27 protein-coding genes and 1 tRNA gene are annotated in these 25,652 nt (G+C 64.2%); 8 read left to right on the top strand and 20 right to left on the bottom strand.

What is annotated here, in order from left to right:
* Positions 1 to 107: 107 nt before the first annotated feature.
* Together UP10_RS06040 and UP10_RS06045 are read right to left on the bottom strand one after the other, a co-directional pair.
* Positions 108 to 893, bottom strand: coding sequence for a 2-keto-4-pentenoate hydratase (locus UP10_RS06040; RefSeq protein ID WP_044586435.1), 786 nt, complete (start codon positions 891 to 893; stop codon positions 108 to 110).
* Between the two features lie 17 nt (positions 894 to 910).
* Positions 911 to 1,450 carry a L,D-transpeptidase family protein gene (locus UP10_RS06045; RefSeq protein ID WP_044586436.1) on the bottom strand — a complete coding sequence of 180 codons (540 nt, stop codon included), beginning with the start codon at positions 1,448 to 1,450 and terminating at the stop codon, positions 911 to 913.
* Between the two features lie 243 nt (positions 1,451 to 1,693).
* Here UP10_RS06045 and UP10_RS06050 point away from each other — a divergent pair, with 243 nt between their 5' ends.
* Positions 1,694 to 2,380, top strand: coding sequence for a response regulator transcription factor (locus UP10_RS06050; protein WP_044539278.1), 687 nt, complete (start codon positions 1,694 to 1,696; stop codon positions 2,378 to 2,380).
* A 56-nt stretch (positions 2,381 to 2,436) separates the two neighbouring features.
* Positions 2,437 to 2,877, top strand: coding sequence for a cyclic nucleotide-binding domain-containing protein (locus tag UP10_RS06055; RefSeq protein WP_044586437.1), 441 nt, complete (start codon positions 2,437 to 2,439; stop codon positions 2,875 to 2,877).
* Positions 2,878 to 2,999: 122 nt separating this feature from the next.
* Here UP10_RS06055 and UP10_RS06060 read toward each other — a convergent pair whose 3' ends face one another.
* The 12 genes from UP10_RS06060 to UP10_RS06115 form a co-directional block, all read right to left on the bottom strand.
* Positions 3,000 to 3,815, bottom strand: coding sequence for an exodeoxyribonuclease III (locus tag UP10_RS06060; RefSeq protein WP_044586438.1), 816 nt, complete (start codon positions 3,813 to 3,815; stop codon positions 3,000 to 3,002).
* Positions 3,816 to 3,881: 66 nt separating this feature from the next.
* A complete protein-coding gene (locus UP10_RS06065; protein ID WP_044586517.1) occupies positions 3,882 to 4,706 on the bottom strand; it encodes an outer membrane lipoprotein carrier protein LolA in 825 nt (274 codons plus the stop codon).
* A gap of 96 nt (positions 4,707 to 4,802) precedes the next feature.
* Positions 4,803 to 7,277: a DNA translocase FtsK gene (locus tag UP10_RS06070; protein WP_044539273.1), complete on the bottom strand. Its 2,475-nt coding sequence runs from the start codon at positions 7,275 to 7,277 to the stop codon at positions 4,803 to 4,805.
* Between the two features lie 16 nt (positions 7,278 to 7,293).
* Complete coding sequence (locus tag UP10_RS06075) at positions 7,294 to 8,520, bottom strand: aminotransferase class I/II-fold pyridoxal phosphate-dependent enzyme (protein WP_044586439.1); 1,227 nt, start codon at positions 8,518 to 8,520, stop codon at positions 7,294 to 7,296.
* A gap of 284 nt (positions 8,521 to 8,804) precedes the next feature.
* Positions 8,805 to 9,209: a GFA family protein gene (locus UP10_RS06080; protein ID WP_044539271.1), complete on the bottom strand. Its 405-nt coding sequence runs from the start codon at positions 9,207 to 9,209 to the stop codon at positions 8,805 to 8,807.
* A gap of 210 nt (positions 9,210 to 9,419) precedes the next feature.
* On the bottom strand, positions 9,420 to 10,868 hold the full coding sequence (locus UP10_RS06085) for an ammonium transporter (protein ID WP_044586440.1): 1,449 nt from the start codon (positions 10,866 to 10,868) through the stop codon (positions 9,420 to 9,422).
* Between the two features lie 39 nt (positions 10,869 to 10,907).
* Complete coding sequence (locus tag UP10_RS06090; protein WP_044539269.1) at positions 10,908 to 11,246, bottom strand: P-II family nitrogen regulator; 339 nt, start codon at positions 11,244 to 11,246, stop codon at positions 10,908 to 10,910.
* Between the two features lie 347 nt (positions 11,247 to 11,593).
* The gene (locus tag UP10_RS06095; protein ID WP_044586441.1) at positions 11,594 to 12,196 is read right to left on the bottom strand and encodes an ATP-dependent Clp protease proteolytic subunit; all 603 of its coding nucleotides are present in this window, start codon (positions 12,194 to 12,196) and stop codon (positions 11,594 to 11,596) included.
* A gap of 37 nt (positions 12,197 to 12,233) precedes the next feature.
* Entirely contained in the window at positions 12,234 to 12,590 is a 357-nt protein-coding gene (locus UP10_RS06100) for an SRPBCC family protein (protein WP_044586442.1), read from the bottom strand.
* Positions 12,587 to 12,901 carry an ArsR/SmtB family transcription factor gene (locus UP10_RS06105; protein WP_044586443.1) on the bottom strand — a complete coding sequence of 105 codons (315 nt, stop codon included), beginning with the start codon at positions 12,899 to 12,901 and terminating at the stop codon, positions 12,587 to 12,589. The genes UP10_RS06100 and UP10_RS06105 overlap by 4 nt, the downstream gene beginning before the upstream one ends.
* 53 nt (positions 12,902 to 12,954) lie before the next feature.
* Positions 12,955 to 14,289: an ammonium transporter gene (locus UP10_RS06110; RefSeq protein WP_502692169.1), complete on the bottom strand. Its 1,335-nt coding sequence runs from the start codon at positions 14,287 to 14,289 to the stop codon at positions 12,955 to 12,957.
* A gap of 73 nt (positions 14,290 to 14,362) precedes the next feature.
* Complete coding sequence (locus UP10_RS06115; protein ID WP_044586444.1) at positions 14,363 to 14,701, bottom strand: P-II family nitrogen regulator; 339 nt, start codon at positions 14,699 to 14,701, stop codon at positions 14,363 to 14,365.
* Positions 14,702 to 14,971: 270 nt separating this feature from the next.
* Between UP10_RS06115 and UP10_RS06120 the strand changes: the two genes are divergently transcribed.
* The gene (locus UP10_RS06120; RefSeq protein ID WP_044586445.1) at positions 14,972 to 15,853 is read left to right on the top strand and encodes a DUF4339 domain-containing protein; all 882 of its coding nucleotides are present in this window, start codon (positions 14,972 to 14,974) and stop codon (positions 15,851 to 15,853) included.
* Between the two features lie 15 nt (positions 15,854 to 15,868).
* On the opposite strand, the gene tesB is transcribed toward UP10_RS06120, so the two are convergent.
* Positions 15,869 to 16,729, bottom strand: a complete 861-nt coding sequence (tesB, locus tag UP10_RS06125) for an acyl-CoA thioesterase II (protein ID WP_044586446.1) — start codon at positions 16,727 to 16,729, stop codon at positions 15,869 to 15,871.
* Positions 16,730 to 16,980: 251 nt separating this feature from the next.
* Between tesB and UP10_RS06130 the strand changes: the two genes are divergently transcribed.
* A complete protein-coding gene (locus tag UP10_RS06130) occupies positions 16,981 to 18,201 on the top strand; it encodes a ubiquinone biosynthesis hydroxylase (protein WP_044586447.1) in 1,221 nt (406 codons plus the stop codon).
* 10 nt (positions 18,202 to 18,211) lie between these two features.
* Here UP10_RS06130 and UP10_RS06135 read toward each other — a convergent pair whose 3' ends face one another.
* From UP10_RS06135 to UP10_RS06145, 3 genes are read right to left on the bottom strand one after another with little or no spacing between them, the layout of a single operon-like run.
* Positions 18,212 to 19,135 (bottom strand): alpha/beta hydrolase, encoded by a 924-nt coding sequence (locus UP10_RS06135; RefSeq protein ID WP_044586448.1) that lies wholly within the window; start codon positions 19,133 to 19,135, stop codon positions 18,212 to 18,214.
* Entirely contained in the window at positions 19,132 to 19,329 is a 198-nt protein-coding gene (locus tag UP10_RS06140; protein ID WP_044586449.1) for a Trm112 family protein, read from the bottom strand. Before UP10_RS06140 ends, UP10_RS06135 begins: the two co-directional genes overlap by 4 nt.
* Positions 19,330 to 19,375: 46 nt before the next feature.
* Positions 19,376 to 19,918, bottom strand: a complete 543-nt coding sequence (locus UP10_RS06145; RefSeq protein ID WP_044586450.1) for a TetR/AcrR family transcriptional regulator — start codon at positions 19,916 to 19,918, stop codon at positions 19,376 to 19,378.
* Between the two features lie 97 nt (positions 19,919 to 20,015).
* Here UP10_RS06145 and UP10_RS06150 point away from each other — a divergent pair, with 97 nt between their 5' ends.
* The 3 genes from UP10_RS06150 to UP10_RS06160 all read left to right on the top strand — a co-directional run bounded on the left by UP10_RS06150 (position 20,016) and on the right by UP10_RS06160 (position 23,502).
* Complete coding sequence (locus UP10_RS06150; protein ID WP_044586451.1) at positions 20,016 to 20,366, top strand: hypothetical protein; 351 nt, start codon at positions 20,016 to 20,018, stop codon at positions 20,364 to 20,366.
* A gap of 23 nt (positions 20,367 to 20,389) precedes the next feature.
* Positions 20,390 to 20,812: a PaaI family thioesterase gene (locus tag UP10_RS06155; RefSeq protein WP_044586452.1), complete on the top strand. Its 423-nt coding sequence runs from the start codon at positions 20,390 to 20,392 to the stop codon at positions 20,810 to 20,812.
* Positions 20,813 to 20,970: 158 nt separating this feature from the next.
* On the top strand, positions 20,971 to 23,502 hold the full coding sequence (locus UP10_RS06160) for a bifunctional diguanylate cyclase/phosphodiesterase (RefSeq protein WP_044586453.1): 2,532 nt from the start codon (positions 20,971 to 20,973) through the stop codon (positions 23,500 to 23,502).
* A 7-nt stretch (positions 23,503 to 23,509) separates the two neighbouring features.
* On the opposite strand, the gene UP10_RS06165 is transcribed toward UP10_RS06160, so the two are convergent.
* Together UP10_RS06165 and trxA are read right to left on the bottom strand one after the other, a co-directional pair.
* On the bottom strand, positions 23,510 to 24,184 hold the full coding sequence (locus tag UP10_RS06165) for an LON peptidase substrate-binding domain-containing protein (protein WP_044586454.1): 675 nt from the start codon (positions 24,182 to 24,184) through the stop codon (positions 23,510 to 23,512).
* Between the two features lie 87 nt (positions 24,185 to 24,271).
* Positions 24,272 to 25,192 (bottom strand): thioredoxin, encoded by a 921-nt coding sequence (gene trxA / locus UP10_RS06170; RefSeq protein ID WP_044586455.1) that lies wholly within the window; start codon positions 25,190 to 25,192, stop codon positions 24,272 to 24,274.
* Positions 25,193 to 25,536: 344 nt separating this feature from the next.
* On the opposite strand from trxA, the gene UP10_RS06175 reads away from it, so the two are divergent.
* Positions 25,537 to 25,611: transfer RNA gene (locus UP10_RS06175), tRNA-Gly, on the top strand.
* Positions 25,612 to 25,652 lie beyond the last annotated feature (41 nt).

Genomic DNA, 25,652 nt, shown 5'->3' on the forward strand with positions numbered 1-25,652 from the left:
CCACCGAAGTTGGTAGTTGGAAGAATGTCTGGCCGCGTGCCTTCTCCTGTGGCCGCGGAGTATGGGTCCCGGCCTGCGCCGGGACGACATTGAATGTGTGGCGCGGCCTACGCGAACCTCACCGACACCTTCCCCAGCACGCCGAAATCCGCAGCGAAAACATCGCCGGCCTGGATCGGCAGCGGCGGGTGGCAGGTGCCTGTCGTCACCACTTCGCCTGCGCGCAATGTCAGCCCGAGCGCGCGCAATTCGTTGGCCAGCCAGGCGAGCGCCACACGGGGATCGCCGAGCACGTTCTTGCCGTGGCCGACATAATGCTCGCCGCGCAGCGCGATCGTTGGCCGCTGCTCGATGAGATCCATCGCGCGCCAGTCGGCTGATGTTGCGGCTCCGAGCACGAAGCGATGCGCGCAGGCATTGTCGGCGATCAGCTGCGCTTCGCCTGCGGACGTGAAATCGGCAAAGCGCGAATCCGGAATCTCGATCGCCGGATGCAGCGTGCCGACGGCATCGAGCACCTCCTGCACGGTGTAGGGTTGCGATCGCGGCGGCAGGTCGCGCGCCATGCGGAAGGCGAATTCCGGCTCGCCGACGCGCATCTCATTGCCTGTCATCGACGCCGTGCCGCCATCGACAATCACGGTCTCTGACAGGATGCGTCCGGCCAACGGCCCCGCGACATTGATGTGCTTCTGGCCGGCCTCGCTGGTGGCCGCGATCTTCCAGCCGAACAGTTTTTCGCGCGACGTCTTTTGCAGTTCGGCCTGTACCGCATAGCCGTCGGCGCGATCGCGCGGCCGCATTGCGTCGGCGAGGTCGCCGAGCTTGGTGCCGGCGTGCCAGTGCTGATGCAGCGTCTTTGATGCAGCGGCGATCTGATCGTTGTTCAGCATTCGTTGAATTCCAATTGCTAGCCGATGATGATCTTCGTCTGCGGGCTCATCCGCCGCAACAGGCGCAGCATCGACGTCTTCGTCATCGAGACGCAGCCGGCCGTCGGCGAAAAATTTGGCCGGGCCAGATGCAGGAACACCGCGCTGCCGCGGCCGGCGATGCGGGGTGCGGCGTTGTGGTCGATCTCGACGATGAAGTCGTAGAGATGGTCTTCGCGCGTCAGGCGGTCGCCGGTCTGCTCCCGGTCGAGCTGGATCGGCTGGTTGTAACGGCGGTCGCTGGGATCCTCGCACCAGGCATCCTGGGGGCGGATCGGGCGGGTCGGCAGCAAGGATTTTGGTCTGGAATAGCGGTCGGCGCGCCACCACAGTTGCAGCGGACGGAAGATGCCGCGCGGCGTGCCGCCGTCGCCCTCGCGCTTGTTGGCGAGAATGCCGCCGCGCCCGAGCGCCACCGGCACGGTCCAGCCGTCTGCGGTCAGCCAGCCCCGGCACGGGTCGCCGGCGGCGGCGCGGACGCGGATGGCGGTGAGCGGATGATCACGTGATTCTGTCATATAAGTGATTGAAATAGCTCGGTTTCCTCTGAGAATCGTTCCAATCCAAACTTGCCTTCGGACATCAGCTTGTTCTATCTGGCGGGATTACAGGACATTCACCTCACCCCCGCCGAATTTGGGATAGACTGCCGTCGCCTTGTGAATCGGCAACAACAGCCTACCTGAAGGCCTATCTACCCGAAGTGTGGCCATAAGCGCTGTCCGCTTCTGACCGTTCGCTGCCCCCCAAAGGATGTACCTATGGCCAATGCCCGCAAGATCTTGATCGTGGATGACGATACCGATCTGCGCGATACGCTGGTCGAACAATTGTCGCTGCATGAGGAATTCGAAGCCTCCGCAGTCGATACCGGTGCCAAGGGCGCCAGCGCCGCCAAAGCCAATTCCCCCGATCTGGTGCTGATGGATGTCGGCCTGCCCGACACCGACGGCCGCGAAGTGGTCCGCTCCCTGCGCAAGGGCGGATTCAAGGCCCCGATCATCATGCTGACCGGCCACGACACCGATTCCGACACCATTCTCGGGCTGGAATCCGGCGCCAATGACTATGTGGCCAAGCCTTTTCGTTTTGCGGTGCTGCTGGCCCGGATCCGGGCCCAGCTGCGCCAGCACGAGGCCAGCGAGGACGCGGTGTTCTCGGTCGGTCCCTACTCTTTCCGGCCCGGCTCGAAGATGCTCACCGGCGCTAATGCCCGCAAGGTGCGGCTGACCGAGAAAGAGACCGCGATCCTGCGCTTCCTCTACCGCGCCGGCCAGATGCCGGTGTCGCGCGAGACCCTGCTGCAGGAGGTCTGGGGCTACAATTCCGGCGTCACCACCCATACGCTGGAGACCCACATCTACCGTCTCAGGCAGAAGATCGAGAAAGACGCCGCCAATCCGGAGATCCTTGTCACGGAAGCCGGTGGCTACAAGCTGGTGCCGTGATACGATTCGCGCTCAACGATTCGTGAAATCGAGGCGCACCGCGGTCACCGGCCTGAATGTCGATCGATGATGATGTAGCCCTGCTCGAGCGGGTCCCGACAATGCGTCTGTTGGGCGATACCTCGTTGCGCATGCTGGCGATCGGCTCCGAGCAACGCGATTTCAACCAGGGCGACCTGCTGTTCAAGGTCGGCGACGACGCCGATGCCGGCTACATCGTGCAGCGCGGCACGTTCCGCGTCGAGGAGGGCGGCGCCGAGATCGTGGCCGGCCCCGGTGCGCTGATCGGCGAACTCGCTCTGATCGTGGCGATGAAGCGGCCGTCGACCGCAATTGCGCTGGAACGCACGACCGTCATCCGCATCGCGCGCAGCCTGTTCCAGCGCGTGCTGGAAAGCGACCCCGCCGCCGCGCGCCGCCTGCGCGACGAGCTCGCGATGCGCACGAGTCAGTTAGCCAGCGATATATTGATGGCGGGCGCCAAGCTGAGTACGTAGCTCGCCCCTCTCCACCGTCATTCCGGGATGGCCCGAAGGGCCAGACCCGGAATCCATTTAGCCGCAGCGCCCGCGTCACGATGGATTCCGGGCTCGCGCTGCGCGCGCCCCGGAATGACAAACTAAACCTCCAGCACCGCCGTCACCGGCACATGATCCGATGGGCGCTCCCAGCCGCGGGCGTCGCGGGTGATTTTGAAATCGCTGACGCGATCCTTCAGCGCGCGCGAGACCCAGATATGGTCCAGCCGGCGGCCGCGGTCGGCGGCGGTCCAGTCGGCGGCGCGATAGCTCCACCAGGTGTAGACCTTTTCCGACATCGGAATCCGTTCGCGCGCGATGTCGAACCATTCGCCATGCGTTTGCGCGGCGAGCAGCTTCTCGGTTTCAACCGGCGTGTGCGAAACCACCTTGAGCAGTTGCTTGTGCGACCACACGTCGTTCTCGTGCGGCGCGACGTTGAGATCGCCGACCAGGATGTGGCGATCGTCGCCGCGCGGATGCAGCGGCTCGCAGGCTTTCATCTCATCGAGGAATTGCAGCTTGTGCTTGAATTTCGGATTGAGCGCGGGATCGGGAATGTCGCCGCCGGCCGGCACGTAGAAATTATGCAACACCAGCGGCTTTGACAGCTGCGCCTTTTCACCGAAGGACACGGATATGTGCCGCGAATCGACCTTGTTGCAGAAGGTCCTGATGTCGCTGCTCTCGAACGGCAATCGCGAGACGATGGCGACGCCGTGATAGCCCTTCTGCCCGTTCAGTGCGACGTGCTCATAGCCAAGCCGCTTGAAACGCTTCAGCGGAAATGCATCGTCGATGCATTTGGTTTCCTGCAGGCACAGCACATCCGGCCGCGCGCTCTTCAGGAATTTGGCGACGATGTCGATGCGAAGCCGCACCGAATTGATGTTCCAGGTCGTGACGGAGAAACGCATGAGGGCTGCGTCTTAGCACGGTTCGGGACGCGGTATTCCGATTGTCCACAGCGTCGCAAGGAATCGCTAGCCCGGCGACGCGCCCGGGTATTTCGTGAAGTCGATCTTGAACATCGACGGGTCGGGCTTCTGCGTCACATCCAGATTGTAAACGGCGACCGTGGTGTCGTAGCCCTGCGGGTCGGTGACGGTCCACTGCTTGAGCTTGCCGTCCTTGGTGCCGATCATCAGCATCAGTCTGCTGGTGCCGACCAGCGCCTGCTTCTCCTCGATGGTGACGCTGACGAACACGTCATCGGCGGTGACGCTGACGACATTGGTGTCCTTCAGCAGGTCGATGCGATCGGACAGCAGATAGCGCAGCGGCGTCTGCGACAGCGGATAGATGTCCTGCGTGGCGAGCCTGCGGTCGCGTACCGCAACCGACGAGCCGTCGGCGATGATCTCGATCGGAGACGGATCATCATATTCGAAGCGCACCTTGCCGGGCTTCTGGATGAAGAAATCGCCCTTGGTCTTGCTGCCGTCGGGTCCGACCTGGACGAAGTTTCCGACCAGCGTCTGCAACGATGACAGATAGGTGCTGACCTTGGCGGCCTGCGCTTTCTGGTTGGCGTCGAAGCTCGCGAAGATGTTGGCGGGCACGTTGCGGCGCGGATCGGGAATGACCGGATCCGGCGGCGTCTGGGTGGCGCCAGTGGTCGCCGGACCCTTGTCCTGCGCGGCAGTCTGCGCGCCGCTGTCTTTGGGCTTCGGTGCAGATTTGGGTGCGGGTTTCGGTGTCGGCACGTTCTGCGCCGTGGCGGCGGAAGATGCGCCGCCGGCGATCGCGGCGGAGACGAGGAGAGCCAGCGCGTAGCGCGTGCAGCGGTGAGTGAAGTGCTTTTCCATCAGATATTTAGGTCTCTGTTCGACGCTCGTCCCGCTTCGCTCGATCTTATCGCGCCTCATCCGAAGCGGATATGGCTTTTCCGTGAAGATTCCCGATCAGAACTGGCCTTCTTCCTCCTCGACCAGGATTTCGCGTTTGCCGGCGTGATTCGCCGGGCCGACGATGCCTTCGAGTTCCATCCGCTCCATCAGCGAGGCGGCGCGGTTATAGCCGATTTGCAGCCGGCGCTGAATGTAGGAGGTTGACGCTTTGCGGTCGCGCTTGACGATCGCAACCGCCTGCGTGAACAGATCGCCGCCGCCGCCGTCCGCACCCATGCCGGTGGAATCGAACACGGCGCCGCCCTCCTCGTCGGTCGGCTCTTCCGCGGTGACGGCCTCCAGATACTCCGGCTGTCCCTGCGTCTTCAAATGACGCACCACCTTCTCGACTTCTTCATCGGACGCGAACGGGCCGTGCACGCGGCTGATGCGGCCGCCGCCCGCCATGTAGAGCATGTCGCCCTGGCCGAGCAGCTGCTCGGCGCCCATCTCGCCGAGGATGGTGCGGCTGTCGATCTTCGACGTCACCTGGAAGGCGATGCGGGTCGGGAAGTTTGCCTTGATCGTGCCTGTGATGACGTCGACCGACGGACGCTGGGTGGCGAGGATGACGTGCAGGCCGGCGGCGCGCGCCATCTGCGCGAGGCGCTGCACCGCGCCTTCGATGTCCTTGCCCGCGACCATCATCAGGTCGGCCATCTCGTCGACGATGATGACAATGTAGGGCAGCGGTTCGAGGTCGAGCTTCTCTTCCTCGTAGATCGCCTTGCCGGTTTCCTTGTCGAAGCCGGTGTGCACCGTGCGCGTCAGCTCTTCGCCCTTGCCCTTGGCTTCGAGGAGACGCTGGTTGTAGCCGTCGATGTTGCGGACGCCGAGCTTGGACATTCGCTTGTAGCGTTCTTCCATCTCGCGCACCGCCCATTTCAGCGCGACTACCGCCTTCTTCGGATCGGTGACGACGGGCGTCAGCAGATGTGGGATGCCGTCATAGACGGAAAGCTCGAGCATCTTCGGATCGACCATGATCAGGCGGCACTGGTCCGGGCGAAGCCGGTAGACCAAGCTGAGGATCATGGTGTTGATCGCGACCGATTTGCCGGAACCGGTGGTGCCGGCGATCAGCATATGCGGCGTGCGCGCGAGGTCGATGATGACGGGGTCGCCGCCGATCGTCTTGCCGAGACAGAGCGGCAGTTTTGCAACCGACTCGGTGGTCTCTTTCGCGACCAGCAGCTCGCGCAGATAGACCTTCTCACGATGCGCGTTCGGCAGCTCGATGCCGATCGCGTTGCGCCCGGAAACGACAGCGACGCGGGCCGACAGCGCGCTCATCGAGCGCGCGATGTCGTCGGACAGGCCGATGACGCGCGACGATTTGATGCCCGGCGCGGGCTCGAGCTCGTACAGCGTGACGACCGGGCCGGGATTGGCCTTGACGATCTCGCCGCGCACGCCGAAATCCTGCAGCACGCCTTCGAGCGCGCGCGAATTGGCTTCCAGCTCGGCCTTGCTGAGCGGCTGGCGGTCGCTCGCCTTCGGCGCGCTGAGCACCGAGACCGACGGCAGCTCGAACTTGTCGGAGGATTTTTTCTTGACGCGCGGCTCGGGCTTCTTGCGCGGGGCGCGGGCGACGGGAGCTTCCTCTTCGTCGTCCTCGTCGGCGCTGAAATGCTCAGGTTCGTCGTCGTCCTCGGCGGTGGGCGCGATCGGCGGCGCGGCGCGGCCATTGCCGCCGATATTGGGCTCCTGGCGTTCGAAGGCAGCCGTTCGGCTCTGTGGCGCGCTCGAGACCAGCGATTTATAGGCCGTTCCAAACAGCCAGCCGAGCCGCGCCTTGGTGCTCATCAGCGCGTGGAACAGCCAGCCCAACGAGACCGAGCTGCGATCGTTCTCTTCCTCCTCGACGAACGGCTCGTCATCGTCGGATATCGGCGTCAGCTCCGGATCGCTCTCCTTGGCGCCCCAGCCGCAGGCAAACAGGAAGCAGGCCGCCATCGCGGTAAACAGGATGAGGCCGAGCACGAGGCGATAGATGAAGCCGGGCGGGCCAAGGACGACCGCCGGCGCGCGCACCAGCGCGTCGCCGACCACGCCGCCGAGCCCGGTCGGCAGCGGCCATGTGGTGTTGTGCGGCCAGCAGCTGGCCAAGCCCGCCGCGATCACCGTGCAGAGAATCCAGCAGCCGAGCCGCAGCGCCTCGCGGTCGAAGGCGCGGTGCGTCAGCATCCGCCAGCCCCATACCGCAACGGGCAGGATCAGCATGATCGCGCCGAGCCCGAGGATCTGCATCAACAGGTCGGCGCCGATCGCGCCGGGATAGCCGAGCACATTGCGGATCGCGCGCGAGGTGGCGTGGCTGAGCGACGGATCCTGCACCGACCAGGTCATCAGCGCCGCCGCGAGGACGCCTGACAGCGCGATCAGGCCGAGCCCGGTGAGTTCGCGCAGCCGCCGTCCGAGCGCCTCGCGAATCGAGAGCGGCAGATGGCCGACCAGGGGAATGACACGTTCGATCGCAGGCATGCTCAATCTTCGCGCTTGGCGATTAACCCAGGGTTTCGACCAGCCGATGCAAAGCTTCGGCTGTAGATTCGCTGTCGGAGACGAGCGCAAGGCGGATATAGCCCGCGCCCGGATTGGAACCGTCGTTCTGCTGGCGCGCCAGATAGCTGCCCGGAATCACCCGGACGCCAGCGTCGCGATACAGACGTACCGCCGCCGCCTCGTCGCCGCCGCGGTCGGAGACGTCGAGCCAGACGCAGAAGCCGCCGGCGGGCCGCTTGTAGCCGTAGCGGTTGCCGAGGATCTGGTCGGCGAAATCGAACTTGATGCGGTAGAGCCTGCGGTTCTCCTCGACATGCGCCTCGTCGCTGTAGGCTGCGACGGCGACATGCTGCAGCGGCACCGGCACCTGTGGTGCGGCGACATTGCGCAATTCGTGGAACGCGGCCAGAAACTTCTTGTCGCCGGCGGTGAAGCCGACGCGCATGCCCGGCAGGTTCGAGCGCTTCGACAGCGACTGGAACGCGACCACATTGCTGAAGTCGGGGCCGGCGCATTCCAGAATGCTGCCGGGCGCTTCCTTGGTGTAGATCTCCGAATAGCACTCGTCGGAGAGGATGATGAAGCCGTAGCGATCGGCGAGCCCCTTCAGGCGGATGAGATAGTCGCGCGAGGCGACCGAGCCTTGCGGATTCGCGGGCGAGGCGATGAAGAACGCGACGGTGCGCGCCAGCGTGGCTTCGTCGATCGAATCGAGGTCGGGCAGGAAGCCGTTGGCGAGTGTGGTCGGCAAATAAATTTGCTCGCAGCCGGCGGCGCGAGCGCCGGCGCCGTAGGCCGGGTAAAACGGATTCGGCATCAGGATCGCGGGTGCGCCCTTGCGCGGCGAGACGTAGCGCGCGGCCGTGATCGCGGCGAAGAACAGCCCCTCGCGGCTGCCGTTCAGCACCATGATTTCGCTCTCGGGATCGACCGGGCGGGGAAGATCGAACCGGCGCGACAGCCAGGCCGCCACCGTGCGGCGGAACGGCTCGATGCCCTTGGCGATCGGGTAGCGGCCGAATTCGGCGGTATATCTTGCCAGCACTGGCCCGACGAAATCGGGTACGGGGTGCTGCGGCTCGCCCAATGACAGCGTAATCAACGGCTTAGCCGGCTGATAGGGTGCCAGAAGCTCGGTCGTGCGCAGGAACGGCGAACGCTCCGCCTGGCCGGCGGATGCGACATTGCCGGCGCCTTGCGCCACGCCGGATGAGGCAGTCATAGCCATGTTTGAAGCGCCAACACTTTCACTGCGATCGCGGATGGGAAGGCCCGACCGTAAACCGATCAAATCACCATAGATAGGGCGAGGTTAAGACGCGATTAACCATCGGCGGCGCGGGGCGATATGGGTGATTTCGATGGGCCTGGATGTGGCTGCCCGCCGCAGTGTCCGACGATGGCGATCCCGGAAGTTGGTGGGATAACGAGCTCTCCTTGCTTCATGGCAAGGCGGCGCGCGCCGGCCGATGAAGTGCGCGCGACGCCGCCTGATGCCAAGTTCTCGCGCGGTTAGTGCGCCGGCATCTTCTCGAAAGCCGGCATATCCGCGGGGATCTGATGGAACGCCTGCTTGTCGCAGGTGAAGATCGCGGCCTGCGGGCTGTAGAGCGCCGGGTTGTCGAAGGTGCCGACCTTCAGGATCGCTGCGGGCAGGCCGGGCACCTTGGTCGCCAGATGGGTGCCGCATTCGGGGCAGAATTCGCGCGTCACGGGACGCGCGAGGTCCTTGCGGGTGAACTGCTTGGGTTCGCTTGCGGTGTATTTGAAGCCGGTGACCGGCATAGCCATGAACATGTTCGGCCCGCCGCCGGTGATGTACTGGCATTCGCGGCAGTGGCACTGCGCCGCCATCATCGGCTCGCCCTCGGCCTCATAGCGCACCTTGCCGCAATAGCATCCGCCTTCGACCTTCATGACGTCCTCCCGGTTTTGTTGCCGTTCTTGTTCGCGCAGCCCCGTTGTTCCACAGAGGCGGGCAATCGTAGCAATTCTTTCTCAAGACACGACAAAAAGAAAGGGGCTCCAACTTGCGCTGGAGCCCCTCAACGGTTCTGGCATTGCCGGGTATGTGCCCGAACCGTAGTTCTGGACCTGGCGCCCGAGGGCGCCAAGTCCCGGGAGAACTCACATGTTGTAAGCGCGCTCCGTGTGTTCGGTGATGTCGAGGCCTTCACGCTCGGTCTCGACGTTGGCGCGCAGGCCGACGATCACGTCGACGACCTTGTAGAGGATCGCCGAGCCGATGCCCGACACCACCAGCGTGGTGCAGACGCCCCAGCACTGCGAGATCATTTGCGCCGCGAAGTCGTAGTCGGCGACCTTCGGCGGGATCGCGGTGTAGTCGATGATGCCAGCGCCACCGAGCGCCGGGTTGACCAGGATGCCGGTGCCGAGCGCGCCGACGATGCCGCCGACGCAGTGGACGCCGAACACATCGAGCGAGTCGTCATAGCCGAGCGCGTTCTTCACGACGGTGCAGAAGAACAGGCAGACCACGCCGACCACGAGGCCGAGCACGATGGCGCCCATCGGACCGGCGTAACCGGCCGCCGGCGTCACCGCGACGAGACCCGCGACCGCGCCGGACAGAGCGCCGAGCAGCGAGGGATGGCCCTTGATGATCCATTCCGCGAACATCCAGGACAACGCCGCCGCGGCCGTGGCCACGAAGGAGTTGGTCATAGCGAGCGCAGCGCCGCCATTGGCTTCGAGGTTGGACCCGGCGTTGAAGCCGAACCAGCCGACCCAGAGCAGCGAGGCGCCGATCATGGTCATGGTCAGCGAGTGCGGAGCCATCAGGTCCTTGCCGTAGCCGGTGCGCTTGCCGATCAGGAGCGCGCCGACGAGACCGGCGATGCCGGCGTTGATGTGCACCACCGTGCCGCCCGCGAAGTCGATCGCGCCCTTCTTGAAGACCCAGCCGGCGTCGGCGTTGACTTCATCGAGCTTGGCCTGCGCCGCGGTCTTTGCGGCACCGTCAGCCGCGGCAGCGAGCGCCTTGGCGGCATCCTGGATCGCGTCCGGACCGGCCCAGTACCAGACCATGTGCGCGATCGGGAAGTAAATCAGGGTGACCCAGAGCGGGATGAACAGCGCGACCGCCGAGAACTTCATGCGCTCGGCAAAGGCGCCGACGATGAGGGCGGGCGTGATCGCCGCGAAGGTCATCTGGAAGCAGACATAGACCAGCTCCGAGATGTTGGCGTCGACGCTAAAGGTCGCTGCCTTCGAATCGGGGGTGACGCCCATCAGGAAGGCCTTGGAGAAGCCGCCGATGAAGTCGGAACCGCCGGTGAAGGCGAGGCTGTAGCCGTAGAGAGCCCAGAGAACGGTGACGATGCAGACGGTGTAGAACACCTGCGCCAGCACCGAGAGCATGTTCTTGGAACGGACGAGACCGCCATAGAACAGCGCAAGGCCCGGGATGGTCATCAACAGCACCAGCACTGTCGAGGTCAGCATCCAGGCGTTGTCGCCCTTGTTGACGGTTGGCTCGGCGTAGGCGGCGGTGGTGGCGAAGAGGCCAACCGCGAGGGCCGCCAGTCCCGCGCTATAGGGACGCTTGAACGTCATGTTGTTTAACTCCTGAGGTCTTAAGGTTTGAGCGCGAAATCAGAGGGCCGCGGCATCCGCCTCGCCAGTGCGGATACGGACCGCATGCTCGAGGCTGATGACGAAGATCTTGCCGTCACCGATCTGTCCGGTCTTGGCGGCTGCGGTGATGGCATCGATGGTCTTGTCGACCTGGTCGGAGGCGACTGCGACCTCGATCTTGATCTTCGGCAGGAAGCTCACGGCATATTCGGCGCCGCGATAGATTTCCGTGTGGCCCTTCTGACGGCCGTAACCTTTGACTTCCGTCACCGTGAGACCGTGAACGCCAATGGCGGTCAGGGCGTCACGGACCTCTTCGAGCTTGAATGGCTTAATGATCGCCATAACAATTTTCATGAGTCCTATCCCCGCTTGGGCCCGGTGCGAACGAACACCGGGAGATTTTGCGACTGAGGTTCACCACGCGGAGAGCTTCCATTACGCGGGCACAGCCAGAACCGTTAGAATCAAATGCCGTGCCAGATTGGCGGCGCTCCCTAACGGGTTATGAATCCGGACCTTTTCCCGCTTTGCGGGAGGCGCTCGGGAATGCGCTATTCCGTCGCGCCTAAAATCTGGTCACGTCTGATTAAAACGTAAGCGCGACAGACTCCGGACATAATCTTGCCCAGAGCAGTGGCAGGTTTACGGTAATTAGGTAAGGTGAAAACTATCGCGGCGCTGCGGCATGAAGATGATGACCATCAGGCAGCATCGCGTTGCGCGAGAACCTTGTCGATCAATCCCCACTCACGGGCCTGCTGCGCGGTCATGAAGTGATCGCGGTCCAGCGTCCGCTCCACCTCGTCTTGGGGGCGCCCGCAATGCTGCGCATAGAGCCGGGTGATACGCCGCTTGGTCTCCTGGATCTCGGTGGCGTGGATCAGGATGTCGGAAGCCTGGCCCTGGAAGCCGCCGAGCGGCTGATGCACGTGAAGGCTGGCGTTGGGCAAGGCGGCGCGGTGACCGGGCTCGCCGGCCATCAGCAGGAACGACCCCATCGAGCGCGCGGTGCCCATGCACAGCGTATGGACCGGTGCCTTGATGAACTGCATGGTGTCGTACATCGCAAGTCCGCTGGTGATCACGCCGCCATAGGAGTTGATGTAGAGATTGATCGGCTTGTTCGGATTGTCGGCCTCGAGGAACAGCAGCTGCGCGCAGACTAATCCGGACATGGCGTCATTGACCTCGCCGTTCAGGAAGATGATGCGCTCGCGCAAGAGCCTGGAATAGATGTCGAAGGAACGTTCGCCGCGGGCTGATTGTTCAACGACCATCGGGACGAGCTGCATCATGTCGCGCATCGGCGACCTCCATTTCAGCGTGTGATGAATTCGGTTGTTAGGCCGCGCGCATCAGGCAGCGGCCGTTGCTGTTGGCGGCCTGCGGCCGGTTTCGCCTGCTGTCACAGACTTCCTGAATGATCCGAAACCTTGTGCCGCCGTCCTCGTTCGGTTCGATCCGGAAGATGACGCGGCTTTCGCGAAACGGCGGTTCGGACTCGCGGAGCCGGTAGCGCACCTCTTCGCCCGTGACCGACGATTCAGGTTCGGCTCCTGCGAGATCGGAGTCGGGAAGCCAGCGTTGGCGAAGCGCGGGAATGGTGACGGCGCGCCAGACTTTTTCGGGCGGCGCATCGAGATCATATTCGAGCACCAGCGCGGCGTCGGCGTGATCAGGCTCAACTGTATCGCTCATTGATCCATGTCCTTCAGGAGGTCGTGGAGCGCATCCATCCGCTTCGGCCAGTAAGCGCGGTAGCGTGCAAGCCATGTCCCGATGCTGGCGATACCGTCCGGGTCGACCTCGTAGTTCACAAAGCGGCCCTGCCGCTGTTCGCGCACGAGGCCGGCCGCGCGCAGCACCGCGAGATGCTGCGACATCGCCGGTTGGCTGATCTCGATTCCGTCGCGCAAGGCGCTGGCGTTCAGGCTTCCACCAGCGAGCTTTTCAAAAACCTGTCGGCGGGTGGGGTCAGCCAGCGCCTTGAAGATATCGGTTTCGATCATCGGAACACATAAGCATATACTTATGTGACGCGCAAGTCCTTACTGCCAAGTCCTTACTGCAGCGCTTCGCCGTGCTGGGAAATGTCGAGGCCTTCCAGCTCCTGCTGCAGCGAGACGCGCAGCGGCACGAATACGCTGACCAGTTTGAGCAGCACATAGGTGACGCCGCCGCACCACACGAAGGTGACGGCCACGCCATAGAGCTGGATCAGGAGCTGCTGCGGACGGCCCTCCAGGAGACCGGCAGTGCCGCCGATCGCCGACGTGGCGAAGATGCCCACCAGCAACGTGCCGGTCATGCCGCCGATGCCGTGCACCCCGAACACGTCGAGCGAGTCGTCGTAATTGAAGCGATGCTTCAGCCAGGTGCAGGCCCAGTAGCAGACGAGCCCGGCAATGATCCCGATGACGATACCGTGCCAGGGCGCAACGAAGCCGGACGCCGGCGTGATGGTGCCGAGGCCTGCGACCGCGCCTGAGATCATGCCGAGCACCGACGGCTTGCGCCGCTTCGCCCATTCGAGCGCGCCCCAGGTCAGCGCACCTGCGCAGGCCGCAAGATGGGTGGCGATGATCGCCATCACCGCGTGCGAATTGGCCGCCAGCGCCGATCCGCCGTTGAAGCCGAACCAGCCGACCCAGAGCAGGCCGGTGCCGACCACCGCGAGCGACAGATCGAAGGGCGACAAATTATCGCTGCCATAGCCGTGGCGGCGGCCCATCACTTTCGCAGCGACCAGGCCGCTGACGCCGGCGGAGAGATGCACAACGAGGCCGCCGGCGAAATCCAGCACGCCCATCGCGGCGAGGAAGCCGCCGCCCCATACCCAATGCGCCAGCGGCACGTAGGCGAAGACGAACCAGCCGATCGAGAACAACAGATAGGCGGAAAACCGCATCCGGTCGGCCACCGAGCCTGCCACAAGCGCCACCGTGATGATCGCGAACGTCATCTGATACAGCATGAACAGCGCTTCGGGGATGGTCTTCGCCGCCGGATTGACGCTGTCCATCGTGAGCCCTGCGAGGAACCAGCGGTCGAGCGTGCCGAGCCACGGACCGTCGCCGACGAAGCTCAGCGAATAGCCGAAGGTGACCCAGAGGATCGAGACGATCGCAACCGCAGCGAGGCTCTGCGCCATCGTCGCCAGCACGTTCTTCTTGCGCACCATGCCGGAGTAGAACAGCGCGAGCCCCGGGATCGTCATCATCAACACCAATGCGGTGGCGATGATCATCCAGGCGGTGTCGGCAGGGTTGATGGTTGAATTGACGCTCGGATTGACGCTCGCGCCTTGGGCGAAAGCCGGCGTGCCCAGCGCAAGCAAAATTGCAGCATTGATCGGCGCAGCCGATAGCGCTGCGCGAAGAGCCCGTGCCCCCATCATCATTCCCCGGCGTGTCGTGGTTTTGTGGCGCGCACCAGCGTCGCTGCCGGCCGCGATGTCAGATTGGAAGGTTCTAGAGCGCGTCGCGGTCGGTCTCGCCGGTGCGGATGCGCAAGGCGTGATCGATCGGCGTCACGAAGATCTTGCCGTCGCCGATCTGGCCGGTGCGCGCGCTCTGGGTGATGACGCTGACCGCCTTCTCGGCGAGGTCGCTATCGACCGCGATCTCGATGCGGAGCTTGGGCAGGAAGTTCACGACATATTCGGCGCCGCGATAGATCTCGGTGTGGCCCTTCTGGCGGCCATAGCCCTTCACCTCGGTCACCGTCATGCCGTGGACGCCGATCGCGGTCAGCGCCTGGCGCACCTCATCCAACTTGAATGGTTTGATGATCGCGACGACGAGTTTCATGGTCAGGCCTTTATTGTCTCAAGGTTTCCGCACCGGCCCCCTCGGAGCGGCGACTTGCCATTCCCAGGGCGCTTTTTGCGCCTGCTAACTCTGGCATCTTTCTGGGCAATTGGCACAAAAAAGTTGCAGGTTGAAGGGGAAAACGTGGGCTGCAGGTGAGCTCCCTCACTGTACGGGATGAGAACCGTCGGCGAGAATGCGGTTTTCCCGCCCGGCCAGCGGTCCCGCTGGCTCGTTTCGCCTAGGCTGCGCACGCTCCGAGGAAACAAAATGTCCAACCGAAACTGGTTTTATGCATCCGAAGGCCAGCAGAAAGGCCCCTTGCCGGAAGCCCAGCTCCGCGACCTGATCGCCCGGGGGACGGTGCGGGCCGATACGCTGGTGTGGACCGAGGGCATGTCCGGCTGGCAGAAGGCCGCGGAAATTCCCGGTCTCGTCCCCGGCGCCGGAGCGCCGCCGGCGTTTCCGCAGGCCGGCGGTCCGCCGCAGGTGGTGGCATCAGGAAGCTATAGCGGCGGGCCTCTGTCAGTTGATTTCGGAATCTGGGATTTCACCTGGCGTAGCCTAGTGTGCTCAATCGCGAGCTGCTTCATCATCCCGGCTCCGTGGATGATCGTCTGGTACCTCAAATGGCTTATCCCGCATATCCACGTGCCGGGACGCCCGAACCTCAGCTTCGAGGGCACGGCGATGACGATCGTTCCCTGGTTTTTCGGCGGCGTCGTGGTTGTGATCGCCGCGTCCATGAGCGGGTATCAGTCACTCAACATTCTGGTGCTGCTGGTTGAGGTCGCGCTCTATTGGCTCTTCTTCAAATGGTTCGTCGGGAGCCTGGCATCAAACGGGCAGCCCCTGGGGCTGAGCTTCTCTGGTTCGTTCTGGGCCTATCTCGGGTGGTTCGTTCTGACGATCGTTTCCGCCATCACGATCATCGGGCCAGCCTGGGTTTACGCGGCCTGGACCCGGTGGTTCTGCCGGAATATCGAGGGTACGCGCCACGAAGTGATCTTCAACGGCACCGGACTGGAATTTCTTTGGCGCGGGATCGTGGCCATCATCGGCTTCTCCTTCATCATCCCGATTCCGTGGGTGTACCGCTGGCTGATGCAGTGGATCGCGTCGCAGACGGTTCTCGTCGAGCGCGGTTCGTAGCAAGACGTATAGGCGCTACCGCCGTTCGCGCACCGAGCCTTCCTGCGCCACCGATGCCACCAGCGTGCCGTCGGGCTTGAAAATGAGACCGCGGGTCAGGCCGCGGCCGCCTTGCGCGCTCGGCGAATCCTGCGCGTAGAGCAGCCAATCGTCGGCGCGGAACGGGCGGTGAAACCACATCGCATGGTCGAGGCTCGCCGGCATCATGCGCTTGTCGAACAGCGTGCGGCCGTAGCGCGCCATCACGGCATCGAGCAGCGAGAAGTCCGACGCATAGGCCAGCGCGCACATGTGCAGCGCCGGATCGTCGGGCAATTTTGCCGCGGTGCGGATCCAGACATGGATGCGGCCGTCGTCGATCTTCTGGCCGAAATAGCGGCCGAGCTCGACCGGACGCAGCTCGATCGGCCGGTCGGATTCGTAGTAGCGGCGGATGAAGTCGGGCATCTCCTTGAACATCGGCTGCTTGGCGACTTCCTCCGCGGTCAATTTCTCCGGCGGCGGCACGTCGGGCATCGTCTCCTGATGATTGAAGTTGCTCTCTTCCTCGGCATGGAACGAGACCATGATGGAGAAGATCGCGTTGCCGTGCTGGATCGCGGTGACCCGGCGGGTCGAATAGCTCTTGCCGTCGCGCAGCCGCTCGACCTGGTAGATGATCGGGATCTGCGGATCGCCGGGCAGGATGAAATAGCAATGCAGCGAATGCGGCAGCCGGCCCTCGACGGTGCGGCATGCCGCCACCATCGCCTGCCCGATCACCTGGCCGCCGAACACGCGCTGCCACCCCGTCTTCGGGCTGTTGCCGCGGAACAAATTCACCTCGAGCTGCTCGAGATCGAGGATGGACAGCAGGTCGATCAGGCTTTTGGACATGGATGGCTTTCAGGTCGTGGTCCCGTCATTTCGGGGCGATGCGTCAGCATCGAACCCGGAATCCATTCATCCACGGAATATGCGGCTTGATGGATTCTCAGATGCGCAATTGCGCATCCTAGTTCGCGCTTCGCACGCCCCGGAATGACGAATTGGGCTGATTAGCCGCCCTTGTTTCTGCCCCCTGTTTCGCCCAGCTATTATCAGGTAGCAAGCACAGTCTGAGTGCGCCAAGCGCGTAAAGGAAGGGCATGCCGGTACAGCGAAGCATTGTCATCTGCGGGGGCGCTTTCGCGGGGCTAGCGCTGGCGCTGGCGCTGCGCCAGGGGCTCGGGCCCGACGTTCCCGTGATCGTGGCCGATCCGGCGCTCAGCCAGCGGCCGAGCCGCGATCCGCGCGCGACCGCAATTGTGGCGGCCTGCCGGCGGCTGTTCGAGACGCTCGGCGTCTGGGGCCAGGTCGCGCCGACCGCGCAGCCGATATCGGACATGGTGGTCACCGATTCCAGGCTGGAAAACGCGACCCGTCCGGTGTTCCTGACCTTTGCCGGCGACGTCCAGCCCGGCGAGCCCTTCGCGCATATGGTCGAGAACCGCTATCTGATCGATGTGCTGGCCGCGCGCGCTGAAGCCGAAGGTGTCGAGCTGCGTGCCATCGCGGTGTCGACGTTCGAGTCCCGTGCCGACGGCGTCAGCGTGACGCTGGCCGACGGCACCGTGATCGATGCAAGCCTGCTGGTGGCCGCGGACGGCGCCCGCTCAAAACTGCGCGAGCGCGCCGGCATCGCCACCCATGGCTGGGACTACGATCAATCCGGCATCGTCGTTACCGTAGGGCATGAGCGCGAGCATCACGGCCGTGCCGAAGAGCATTTCCTGCCCGCGGGCCCGTTCGCGATCCTGCCGCTGACCGGCAACCGCTCCTCGCTGGTCTGGACCGAAACGCGCAAGGACGCCGCGCGCATCACCGCATTGAGCGACGACGAATTCCACGCCGAGCTCGAGCAACGTTTTGGTTTGCATCTCGGCGAGATCAAGGCGCTCGACAGACCGCGCGCGTTTCCGCTCGGCTATTTCGTCGCGCGCTCCTTTATCGCCGAGCGGCTGGCGCTGATCGGCGACGCCGCGCATGTGATCCATCCGATCGCGGGGCAGGGGCTCAATATGGGTCTGAAGGACGTCGCGGCGCTTGCCGAAGTCGTGGTCGACGCGGCGCGGCTCGGCATGGATCTCGGACAGGCCGACGTGCTCGAGCGCTACCAGCGCTGGCGGCGCTTCGACACGGTGGCGATGGGGGTTGCGACCAACTCGTTGAACTTTCTGTTCTCCAACGAATCGACGCTGCTGCGCACCGTGCGCGACATTGGCTTGGGTCTCGTCGACCGCACGCCGCCATTGAAGAGCCTGTTCATCCGTCAGGCGGCGGGATTGTCGGGCGAAGTGCCGCGGCTGTTGAAGGGCGAGGCGCTGTAATTCATCCGGGCTACGGAGCTGAGATAAAACTCACCACCGCCTCGATCATGTCGGGATCGAGCGGCCGCTCGGGCTGATTGTAGCTCGCCACATCATCCGCCTCGTCTGACACGTCGACCAGCACGTGGTTCATATCAGGCAGCCACAATGATTTGGCGGCGAAGTCTGCGGAGGCGAGCGCGAGGAAGTCGAGCCGCGCCAGTTGATGGTCGCGGCCGCCTGCGATGATCAGTGTCGGACTCGTGATCTTCTTCATGGGATCGATCGGATCCTCGGTAAAGGCGGATGCGATGCCGGGCTGCATCGCAGGCGCGATCGCAAACCCCGCCGGTGGCGGATCGACGACTTGCCCGGCCATAATGTCATCGATGGCCTTGGCGATCGGCGCGAATTTGTCCGGCGGCAGCTGCTTTTCGAGTTGCGCCTTCAGGAGGGCGCCCTGCTTGCGCGCCGCAGTCGCCAGCAGCACCAGCCGGTCGACGGGCACGCGTTGCACGGCGAGGATCGCGACCAGGCCGCCCTCGCTGTGCCCGATAACAGCTACTCTTGAGAATTTGCCGCTGCCGCGCAGATCATCGATCAGCGCTGCGGCGTCGCCGACGAAATCCTTGAAGCGAAAATCCTCGGGTCGGCCGAACTCTTTCTTCCAGCCGCCGGCGCCGCGCTTGTCGTAACGCAGCGTCGCGATGCCTCGTGCGACCAGTTGCTCGGAGAGTTTCTTCAGCGTCGCCGGCTTGAGCTGCGGCCCGTTGCCGTCACGGTCGGTCGAACCGGAGCCGGCGATCAACAGCGCCACCGGCGGCCTTGCAACGTCGGATGGAACGGTCAGCACCGCATCGATGGGTCCGACCCGGATCTTGCTCTCGTCAGCCGCCGCGCCCGCCAGCGAGACGAGCAGCAGCAGCAGCAGCAATGTGACGATTGCCCGCGTCAATCGATCTTTCGCGCCTCTTCCGGCAGCATGATCGGGATGCCGTCGCGGATCGGATAGGCGAGCTTGGCCGAACGCGAGATCAGCTCCTGCTTCGTCGCGTCGAATTCCAGTGGCCCCTTGGTGATCGGGCACACCAGGATCTCCAGGAGCTTCGGGTCGGCGGTGCTTTCGAGATGGTCGGGCGTGGAATTCATTGCGGTCTCCGGCTGGCGGTCGTGTAGCACATCCCAACGCGGGGTGTCATGACGGCGGCTGTGTTACCATCCGCAGCAGTTCGGCGACCACGGCCTGCTGCCTGTCCTGCGGCAGCATTTGGTCGGACAATGCGAAGCCGAGAAACGTCCAATAGACGATTTGGGTGCGGTCGCGCGCGACAGCGTCCGGCAGGCCGGCCCTTTTCAGCAGGCTTTCGACATAATCCAGCCGGCGGCGGTCGATTGCCTGGACGGCGGCGCGGGGCGCGGGATCGTGTGCAGCCCAGCTGCGCACGGCTTTCTCCAGCGCAAGCCTGCTGCCGAAGGTCAGGCGCAGCAACACGGCCACCGGGTCTTCGCCCTTGGCGGCCTCGATGCCGGCGATGATCTGTTCGGCGGCGACGTCGCGCCAGCGCTTGAGGATCGCGGCGTGGAATGCGCCGATATCGGCGAAGTGCCAGTAGAAGCTGCCGCGCGACACCCCCATCGCCTTGGCCAGCGGCTCCGCCTTCAATGCCGTGAAGCCGCTCTTCGCCAGGGTCTTGAGGCCCTGGTCGAGCCAATCCTGCGCCGAGAGTTGATCCGCCATGGTTTCCCGATGTTGCTTCGTTCCACCATACACAAGTGTATTGACAGCCGCCAGCGTCAGGGGTCATAACCATACAGCACTGTATGGAGCCGTTCCGATGCGTGATCTTCTGCTGCAGGGTGCCGGTGTCATCGCTGTTGTCATCAGCCTGATCCACGGCGTGCTCGGCGAGACCAAGGTCTTTGCCCGTGCCACCGTCGAGCCGCCGCGGCTGCGACTGTTGCTACGTCTCGTATGGCAAGCCGGCACCATCGCCTGGATCGGCGGCGGCGTGCTGTTGATCGCAGCGCCCGCGATGGCTGACGATGTTGCACGGCACTGGATCATCGTCACGCTCGCCGTCGTGTTCGGCTGTGCCGCGCTCGCCAACGCGATCGCGACGCGTGGTCGTCATTTCGGCTGGATCGGGATGAGTGCCGTCGTGGCGCTCGCGGTCGCCGGCTATTAGCGCACGTCGCGGGGGAGTTTTGCATGACCGCCAATCCGGGATTTGATCTGCAGCGTCTCGTCGCGACCAATGGTTCGGCCGCCTTCAATCGCATGGCCGGCTTCGAGGTCGTCGCGGCGGGCGATGGCGAGGTGGAGCTGCGCATGATTTGGCGTGACGATCTCACCCAATACGCCGGACACCTGCATGCGGGCATGATCGCTGCCCTGCTCGACACCGCGTGCGGCTTTGCGGCAGCCACCGTCGTCGGCAACGTCACGGCCTCGCACTTCTCAATGAATTGCCTGAGGCCGGCCGTCGGCCGCAGCTTCATCGCCAAGGGCACGACGGTGCGCGCGGGACGCAGGCAGGTGTTCGCCCGCGCGGAGCTCTTCGCGGAAAACGAACAGGGCGAGACCTCGCTGGTCGCAACCGGTGAAACGGTGCTCATTCCGCTCAGCAGCTGATCGGTCGGCTGTGAACGCGCCGGAAGTTATGGAGCCATCAATTTCGATGCGGATTCGGCTTACGCGCGGATAACCATGCCACCGAAAGTTGTGAGATCTTATCGAGAAGAAAGTTCAAGCGGATTATTCGTCCTGGTGAACAATCATGGACCGACGCGATGTACCGTGTTTTTACGTGCCTCACCGGCGAGCATGACTGGCGGCTGGTTTTGCTCGCCGGCCTGGTTTGCTTCGTTGCGAGCATTGTCGCCGTCAACATTTTCCACCGTGCGATCGCGGTGCATGGCCGGACGCGGCTGATCTGGATTGCGATCGCAGGAGCTGCGATCGGTTACGGGATCTGGGCGACGCATTTCATCGCTATGCTCGCCTACGAGCCGGGGATTCCGACCGGATACGGCATTACCCTGACCGCGCTGTCGCTCGCCGCGGCGATGGTCCTGACGTCAGTCGGCCTCGGCTTTGCCGCGAGCGAGTCCAGCCATTGGCGGGCGCCGATCGGCGGCGCGATCATCGGCGCCGGGATCGCCAGCATGCACTATCTCGGCATGTGGGCGCTCGAAGTGCCTGGCCACGTGACCTGGTCGCTCGACCTGGTGTCGGCCTCCATCGTGCTCGGCATGGCGTTCGGCTATGCCGCGCTGGCGGTCGCGGTGCGTTACCAGGATCGCCTGCGAACGTCCGCCGCCGCACTGCTGCTGACGCTTGCGATCGTTTCACATCACTTCACGGCGATGGGCGCGGTCGGATTCGTCCCGGACCCGACGCTCACGCCGGAGGCGCTGTCGCTCTCTCCGACCTTCCTCGCCATGGCGATCGCGGGCGTGGCGCTGTCGGTGCTCGGGATGAGCCTGGTCGGCGTGCTGGCCGATCGCCGGCTTGCGCTGCGCACTCACCGTTTTGAGGAAATCATCAGCCAGCTTTCGCTCGCGCGCCAGCAGGTCGAAGCGTCGCAGACGGAGCTGCAGGAACAGAAGCTCCGGCTCGACACGGCGATCAACCACATGGGCGAGGGCCTCTGCATGTTCGATGCGGACAAGGAGCTCGTCGTTTGCAACGATCGCTACGCCAAGATGTACCGGCTGCCGCCGGAGCTGTTGCTGCCCGGGACGCGGCACCGCGACATCATCACGCATCGGATCGCGACCGGTATCCTCAAGGGCGAGACCAGCGACAATGCCGCGACGCAGGTGCTTGCGACGTTGAACGCGCTGCCTTCAGACGAAATCAGCCGCCGGATCGACGAACTCGCGGATGGCCGATTGATCTGCGTCACCCGGCAGCCGATGGCCGGCGGTGGCTGGGTGGCGACGCATCTCGACGTCACCGAGCAACGGCGCTCCGAGGCCAAGATCACCCACATGGCGCAGCACGACGCGCTGACCGACCTGCCGAACCGGGTGCTGCTCCGGGAGCGCATGGAGCACGCACTTGCCGTGACGTGCCGCGGCGGACAAATGCTCGCGGTGCTGATGCTCGATCTCGATCACTTCAAGGAAGTCAACGACACGCTCGGGCACCCGGCGGGTGACGCGCTGTTGCAGGCGGTCGCCGCCCGGTTGCGCAGATGCGTCAGCGAAACGACGTTGATCGCGCGGCTCGGCGGCGACGAGTTCGCTGTGTTCGACTACGTGACCGATCCGGTCGCCGACGCGGGCCTGCTTGCCGAGAAGATCAACAAGGCACTCAGCGGGCCGGTCGATCTCGGCCACCATCAGGTGACCACCGCCACCAGCATCGGCATTGCGATCGCGCCGCGCGATGGTGCCGATTCCGATGAGATCCTGCGCAGCGCGGACCTCGCGCTCTACGCGGCCAAGAGCGGCGGACGCGGCTCATTCCGCTTCTTCGAGCCGGAGCTCGATCAGCTGCTGCACGCAAGGCGCAACCTCGAGCAGGACATGCGCAGTGCGCTCGTGAACGGCGAGTTCGAACTTCACTATCAGCCGTTCATCGACGTCGCGAGCGGCGAAACCTGCGGCTTCGAGGCGCTGTTGCGCTGGAATCATCCGCAGCGCGGCATGGTGCCGCCGGCGAAATTCATCCCGTTGGCCGAGGAGACCGGCCTGATCGTGCCGCTCGGGGAATGGATACTGCGAACCGCCTGCATGGAAGCCGCCAAATGGCCCGACGATCTCAAGATCGCGATCAACCTGTCGCCCGCGCAGTTCAAGAGCCCGGAGCTGGTGCCAGTCGTCATCCACGCGCTGGCAAGTGCGGGGGTAGCGCCGCAGCGGCTTGAGCTCGAAGTCACCGAGACGGCCATCATGCACGACAGCACCGCCGTGTTCACGGCGCTGGGTCAACTGCACGATCTCGGAGTACGGATCGCGCTCGACGACTTCGGCACGGGATATTCGTCGCTGAGTTTCCTGCAGAGATTTCCGTTCGACAAGGTCAAGATCGACCGCAGCTTCGTTCACGAATTGGCCGGACCGGCGGATGAGGCGCGCCGGATTGCGCGCGCGGTGGTCCGCTTCGCTGTCAGCCTCGGCAAGACCACGACCGCCGAAGGCGTCGAGACCGTGGAGCAGCTCGATATCCTCCGCACCGAGGCCTGTGTCGAAGCCCAAGGCTTTTACTTTGGCCGGCCGGTCAATGGCACGAAGGTCGCGCAGCTGATCAAGGGACGGGCGCGAACGGCGGAGTGGCGTAGCGGGCGCCGCGCGATGGCTGGCGCCGGTCTCTGACGATGCACTATTGCAGCGGCGGATCGCCGCTGGTGCGTTTCCTGGCGAGATCCATCTCGGTGACCGCGATCAGGATTTCGGCGCGCGTCTTCAGGTCCGGCGCTTCGAGCAGCGCCTGCTTTTCGGCCGAACCATAGGGCGACATCATCGCGAGCGCGTTGACCAGCGCCTCGTTGGGCGCGGCCTCGATGCCTTCCCAATCGACCTTCAGATTGTTGGCCTTGAGGAAGTCGCGGAGCACCTCGAGCAGCCCGTCGCGGTCGACCGCCTCTTCGCCCTTGCGCGCGGTGAAGTCGCCGATGAAGGAGAAGAAGTCGACCTTGCACTGGCGATACGGCGTCAGCACGGTCAGCTCCTCGACCACCTTGAAGCGCGCGACGCCGGTGAGTTCGAGGACGTAGCGGCCGTCGCCGGATTCGGCGAGCTGGGTGATGCGGCCGACGCAGCCGATACTGAACAGTGCCGGTTTTGCCTCACTGCGCGAATGCGTCGCATCGGGCTGGATCATCCCGATCAGGCGGTGGCCGTCGCGCAATGCGTCGTCGACCATCGCCAGATAACGCGGCTCGAAGATGTTGAGCGGCATCTGGCCGCGCGGCAGCAGCAGCGCGCCGGGCAGCGGGAACACCGCGATCACTTCGGGAAGTTCGCCGGGTCCGCGATATTCGGCATTGATCGGCATCTGCGGTCCCGGTGATGTTGGTGGCGAGGTCTCTTTGCGCTTTAGCGCGTCTGCTTCAGCGCGTCTCTTAGCGAGTCTCTTGGCGCTTCAGGAGAACAGGACGATCGACAACCGCTTGCGTCCCTCGACGGTTGCCTCATCGGTGCCGCCCCACGCTTCGAAGAACTGCACCAGCTGCTTGCGCGCGCCGTCGTCGTTCCACTTGCGGTCGCGCTTGACGATGGCGAGCAGCTGCTCGGTCGCCTCAACGCGATTGCCCATCGCATTCAGCGCCGTCGCGAGATCGAATCGCGCCTGATGATCGAGCGGGTTTGCCGCGACTTTCTGTTCCAGCTCCGCGACCGGACCGACCGACTGCGCCTGTTCGGCGAGATCGAGCGCGGCCTGCACGGCCTTCACCGCGGCGTCGTTGCGCTTGGTTTCCGGAACCATCGCCAGCGTCTGCTTGGCCTGCTCGACCCCGCCCGTCGTGACGTAGCATTTGGCGAGGCCGGCGAGTGCCGGGATGTTGGTCGCGTCATGCGCCAGCACCTCGGCATAGATCTGCGCCGCGGCGGCGGCATCGCCTTCGGCGAGCACGGCGTCGGCCTCGGTCAGGATCTCGGCGAGATCGGGCTCACCGGAAGCGGGCACGCCCTTGGTGATCTTCTCGATGAAGGCGTTGATCTGGCTTTCCGGCACCGCGCCCATGAAGCCGTCGGCGGGCTGGCCGTTGACGAAGGCGATCACGGCCGGGATCGACTGGATGCCCATCTGGCCGGGGATCTGCGGATGGTCGTCGATGTTCATCTTGACCAGCTTGACCCGGCCCTTGGCGTTGCGGACCGCCTTTTCCAGCATCGGCGTGAGCTGGCGGCAGGGACCGCACCAAGGCGCCCAGAAGTCGATCATGACCGGCTGATGGCGCGATTCCTCGATGACGTCCTTGACGAAGGTCTGGGTCGTCGTTTCCTTGATCAGATCGGGCGCTGCCTGGGGCGTGGGGCCGCCCTGCTCAATGATTGTCAAATTGTCCTCGCCTGGTCTTATGAGGGTCGAAAAAATCCTGGGGCGTTCTAGCACGCCCCGAGCGGCCGGTTCAGCCGTTCTGTCAGGCTAAATGGCGGTCAGAAGACAAAATTCAATCGTCTGCCGGAGAGCCGGTTCCACCCGGGATCGGGTGGGTTTGCGCCCTTTTCCCTGCGACAAGGCGGAGAAATTTTCAGACAGCCCGGTTTCGGGCCGTTTCGAGCACAATTTTTAAGGAATTCAGGCTATTTCGACTGCAACGGACCGTGCTCTTGTGTTGCATTCACAGACAGCATTTGGCATAGGTCTGCCGTTGTCGGCGAGCGATCGCCGCCATCTCGGATGCGGGTGTAGCTCAGTGGTAGAGCACGACCTTGCCAAGGTCGGGGTCGAGGGTTCGAGCCCCTTCGCCCGCTCCAGATTTTCTCGCTGACCGAGCTGACAGTTTGATGAAGGCCCG

It is taken from the genome of Bradyrhizobium sp. LTSPM299 (genome assembly GCF_000938235.1).
Lineage (GTDB): Bacteria > Pseudomonadota > Alphaproteobacteria > Rhizobiales > Xanthobacteraceae > Bradyrhizobium.